Consider the following 5,008-nt stretch of genomic DNA (forward strand, 5'->3'; position numbering starts at 1 on the left):
CGACGATTTCGGGTCGGGTGGCGTACTCGCTGGGTTTGGAGGGGCCGGCGGTGTCGGTGGACACGGCGTGTTCGTCGTCGCTGGTGGCGTTGCATCTGGCCGCGCAGGCGTTGCGGAGCGGGGAGTGTGATCTGGCGCTTGCGGGTGGGGTGACGGTGATGGCCACGCCGGATGCGTTCGTGGAGTTTTCGCGGCAGCGGGGGTTGGCCGCTGATGGGCGGTGTAAGTCGTTCGCCGAGGCGGCTGATGGGGTGGGTTGGGGCGAGGGTGTCGGTGTGCTGGTGGTGGAGCGGTTGTCTGAGGCGCGCCGTCGTGGGCACCGAGTGCTTGCGGTGTTGCGTGGCAGCGCGGTCAACCAGGACGGCGCCTCCAACGGGCTGACCGCCCCCAACGGTCCCTCCCAGGAGCGGGTGATCGCTCAGGCGCTGGCCTCGGCGGGGATCGGTCCGGCGCAGGTGGACGTGGTGGAAGGGCATGGCACCGGAACCGCGCTGGGCGACCCGATCGAAGCCCAGGCGCTGCTGGCCGCCTACGGTCAGGGTCGGCGGTCGCCGTTGTGGCTGGGGTCGGTGAAGTCCAATCTCGGGCATACCCAGGCGGCGGCCGGGGTGGCCGGTGTGATCAAGATGATCCTGGCCATGCGGCACGGGTTGTTGCCCAAGACGTTGCACGTGGACGCGCCCTCGTCGAAGGTGGACTGGTCCGGCGGCGCGGTGGAGCTACTGACCCGGCCCCAGCCCTGGCCACGCGCTGCGGACCGGCCGCGCCGGGCGGGGGTGTCCTCGTTCGGCATCTCCGGCACCAACGCCCACATCATCCTCGAAGAGCCCCCGGCCGAAGAGCCGCCGCACGCGCCGGTTGCGGGGGTGCCGTCGGGCGAGCGCGACGGCGCCACGGCCACAGCGGCCCAGGGCGACCCCGTGGCTACCGCACCGGCACCGCTGCGATCGGCGCCTGTGGTGGTACCGGCGCCGGTGATGGTGCCGGTGGTGGTGTCGGCCAAGAGCCAGGCGGCGTTGCGGGCACAAGCCGCTCGGCTGGCGGAGTTCGTCGTCGGGCATGAGGCAGCTGGTCCGGTGGAGGTGGCGGCCGCCCTGACCCGCCGAGCCGCCCTGGAGTACCGAGCGGTGCTGCCGGCGGCCGACCGAGAAGGTCTGCTCGCCGCGCTGCGGACCCTGGACGCAGGCGAACCAACGGCCTCGGGGTTGACGGCCGGCGGGTTGACGGCCGCGGGGTCGACGGCCGGGAGGTCGGGGTCCGGTGAGCCGACGACCGGTGGGTTGGCGGGCGGTGGATTGACGGCCTCGGGGTTGGCGGCCGGTGAGCCGACAGTCGGCAGGTTGGCGGCTGGGCTGTTGGGGTCGACTTCGGTGGTGGGTCGGGTGCGGCCGGGCCGGGTTGCGGTGGTGTTCTCGGGTCAGGGTGCTCAGCGGGTGGGGATGGGCCGGGAGTTGTATGCGGCTTTCCCGGTGTTCGCCCGCGCTTTCGATGAGGCCTGCGCACTTCTGGAGGTCGAACTCACCGCCGTCGACGCTGCCGGCGTGGTGACCGGCCTGGCCGGCGGTGCGAGCCTGCGAGAGATCATCCTCGGCCACACCAGCCAGAACGGCCAGACCAGCCAGACGGGCCAGTCCGGCCAGAACGGTCGGACCGGCCAGGTCGGCCGAACCAGCGAGGCTGGCCGGACGGGCGAGAGCGGCCAGGCCGGCGAAACAGGCCAAATCAGCGAGACGAGCCAGACCAGCCAGAACGGCCAGACGGACGCGAGCGGCCAGGCCGGCGGGATCGGTCAGATCGGCCAGATCAGTGAGGCCGGCCAGAGCGGCCAGACGAGCGAGAGCGGCCAGGTCAGCGGGATCGGTCAGACCAGTGAGTCTGGAGCTGGCGGGTTTGTTGCTGGTGGGGTGCTGGATCAGACGGTGTTCGCTCAGGCCGGTTTGTTCGTGGTGGAGACGGCGTTGTTCCGGTTGTTGGAGTCGTTGGGTGTTCGGCCTGATTTTGTGGCTGGGCATTCGCTGGGGGAGATCTCTGCGGCGCATGTGGCCGGGGTGTTGGGGTTGGCGGATGCGTGCCGGTTGGTGGCTGCTCGCGGCCGGTTGATGCAGGGGTTGCCGGCCGGGGGTGCGATGGCGGCGATCGGCTGCGGTGAGGATGTCCTTGCCCCGGTGCTGGCTGGGTATGGCCGGGTGGCGGTGGCGGCGGTGAACGCGCCGGGTTCGGTGGTGGTCTCGGGTGCCTCCGATCAGGTGGATCAGGTGGTGGAGTGGGCGCGAGGACGCGGGCACCGGACGCGGCTGTTGCGGGTGTCGCATGCGTTCCATTCGCCGTTGATGGAGCCGATGCTGGCCGAGTTCGAGCGGGTGGTGGCCGGGTTGACGTTGCGTCGCCCGGAACTGCCGCTGGTGTCCAACCTGTCGGGTGACCTGGCCGGCGAGGAGATCACCGAGCCCGGGTACTGGGTGGAGCACGTGCGGCGGCCGGTGCGGTTCGCCGACACCATCACCACCCTGCGCGGACAAGGAGTCGGCTGCTTCATCGAGGCAGGCCCGGACGCCCAGCTCACCCCGATGATCGAGCAGACCCTGGCCCACCACGACCACGACCACGCCGGTGACCGGCACCTCGACGGAACCGGTGGTGGGGACGGCGACCATGCCGAGGTTCGCGGTGGTGATGGCGGGCGCGGGATCGGCTACGACGGCGGTGAGTCCGTGGTGGTGGCGTTGCTGCGCCGCGACCGGGACGAGACCGCTCAATTGGTGGCCGGGCTGGGTCAGGCGTGGACGTGTGGCACGGCCGTGGACTGGACCGCCTGGCCGGACTGGACCACCGGAGCCGCAACGGCCGGTTCGGCCGGGGCCCGCGTCGGCGATCTGGATCTGCCCACCTATCCGTTCCAGCATCGCCGTTACTGGCTGCATTCGGCTCCGGCCGGTGACCCGACGGCGCTCGGTCTGCGTGCCGCTGATCATCCGATTCTGGGCGCGGTGGTGGAGCAGCCGGACGGGGGCGCCATCCTGACCGGCCGGTTATCGACCACCGCCCAACCCTGGCTGGCCGACCACGCCATCAACGCCACCCCCATCCTGCCCGGCACCGCCTTCGTCGAACTGGCCCTGCGCGCCGGAGACCAGGTCGGCTGCCCCACCATCGACGAGCTCACCCTGCACGCTCCCCTGCCGATTCCCGATCCCACCAATGGCACCGGCCATCACAGCACCAGCGACGGCATCACTCTGCAGATCATCCTGAGCCCACCCGACGAAGACGGCCGGCACCAGATCGCCATCCACTCCAAGGACGACCATGGGCAGTGGACTCGGCACGCCACCGGTACCCTCACCCCCACCCCCGCCACCGCTCAAGACACTCCGAAGGAGTTGAGCCAGGCTTGGCCTCCGCCGGGCGCTGAGCCGCTGGACACCATCGGCTTGTACGACCGCCTGGTCGACCACGGTTACGGCTACGGCCCCGCTTTCCATGGCCTGACGCGGGCGTGGACGCGCGGTGGGGACCTTTATGCCGAGGTGTCGCTGCCGGTTGATGTCGCTGATCCGGCGGGTTATGGCGTTCACCCCGCGTTGCTCGACGCGGCGATGCACGTGGGCATGCTGGCCGTGCAGGACGCCGGTCAGGATGCAGGGGACACCGGTCCGTTGATTCCGTTCAACTGGAACGGCGTCACCCTGCACGCCGCCGGCGCCACCGCGCTGCGCGTACGGCTGCGCCGCCTGGACGGCGAGGCGGTCACCCGGCTGGACCTCACCGATCCGGTCGGCCGACCGGTGGCTTCGGTGGAGACGCTGACCGCACGACCGCTGACTTCTGAGCAGTTGGGCGGCGCGGCCTCGGCCCGCTTGCTGTATGAGGTGGCTTGGCGGCCGCTGGCCGCGGCGGACGAGCGTGGCGCTGAGACCGGGGGGACCGCTGCCGGGGTGCTGGATGTCGCGATGCTGGATGTCGCTTCTTCGGCATGGGCTGGTGGCGGAGGGCCGGTGGAGGGTGACGTCCCGGTTCCGGTGCGGGTGCGCCGGGTCGTCGGTGAAGTGCTGAGTGAGTTGCAGTCCTGGTTGGCCGAGGCGGACGCGCGGCCGGCAGTGGTGGTGACTCGGGGCGCGGTGGCCGTGGCCGATGGTGAGGTTCCGGATCCGGCGCAGGCTGCGGTGTGGGGGTTGGTGCGGGCTGCTCAGGCGGAGGAACCCGGCCGGATCACCCTGATCGACCTCGACCCGGACGACGTTTCGCTGGAAGACGCGCAGGTCGCCCTCGGTCCTGATGGGGCGTCGGCGAGTGCCGTGCCGGCCGCCGCCGATGGTGGTGAGGACGGCTTCGCGGATGGTGTGCGTGCCGCGCTGGCTCGTGGTGAGCCGGAGGTGGCGGTGCGCGGCGGTCGGCTGTGGGTGTCCCGGATGACCCACCTGGCATCCCCCGGCCCGGAGGGCGGAATCTCGTCGTCTGGGGAAGCCGGCCAGGTGGGCGGCGCGGATGCCGAGGTCGTGTGGCCGGTCGATGGGACGACGTTGGTCACCGGCGGTACCGGTGGGTTGGGTGCGTTGGTGGCGCGGCATTTGGTGGCGGTGCATGGGGTGCGGCATCTGTTGCTGGTCTCTCGCCGTGGCTTGGACGCCCCTGGCGCCGTTGAACTGCGTGATGAGCTGACCGGGCTGGGCGCCGAGGTGTCTGTCGCCGCGTGTGATGTGGCTGATCGGGATGCGTTGGAGTTGGTGCTGGAGGGGGTTGGTGGGGCGTGGCCGTTGCGTGCGGTGGTGCATGCGGCGGGGGTGGTGGATGACGGGGTTGTTTCGTCGTTGTCGGTTGGTCGGGTGGAGGCGGTGCTGCGGCCGAAGGTGGATGCGGCGTGGTATTTGGATGAGTTGACGCGTGGTGGGGGCGTGTCGCGGTTTGTGGTGTTCTCTTCGCTGGCTGGGACGTTGGGTGCGGCGGGGCAGGGGAATTATGCGGCGGCCAATGCTGCGGTGGATGCGTTGGCGTTGGGTCGGGTGGCGGT

At 70.8% G+C, this 5,008-nt stretch carries 1 protein-coding gene; it reads left to right on the top strand.

Going from position 1 to position 5,008, the window contains the following annotated elements; all coding sequences use genetic code 11:
• Positions 1-50 precede the first annotated feature (50 nt).
• Positions 51-5,008: type I polyketide synthase (locus ABZU32_RS40805; protein WP_354932135.1), on the top strand; the 4,958-nt coding region annotated here is incomplete at its 3' end.

Origin of the sequence: Sphaerisporangium sp. NPDC005288 (assembly GCF_040607475.1) — a bacterium.
Classification (GTDB): Bacteria; Actinomycetota; Actinomycetes; order Streptosporangiales; family Streptosporangiaceae; genus Sphaerisporangium; species Sphaerisporangium rhizosphaerae.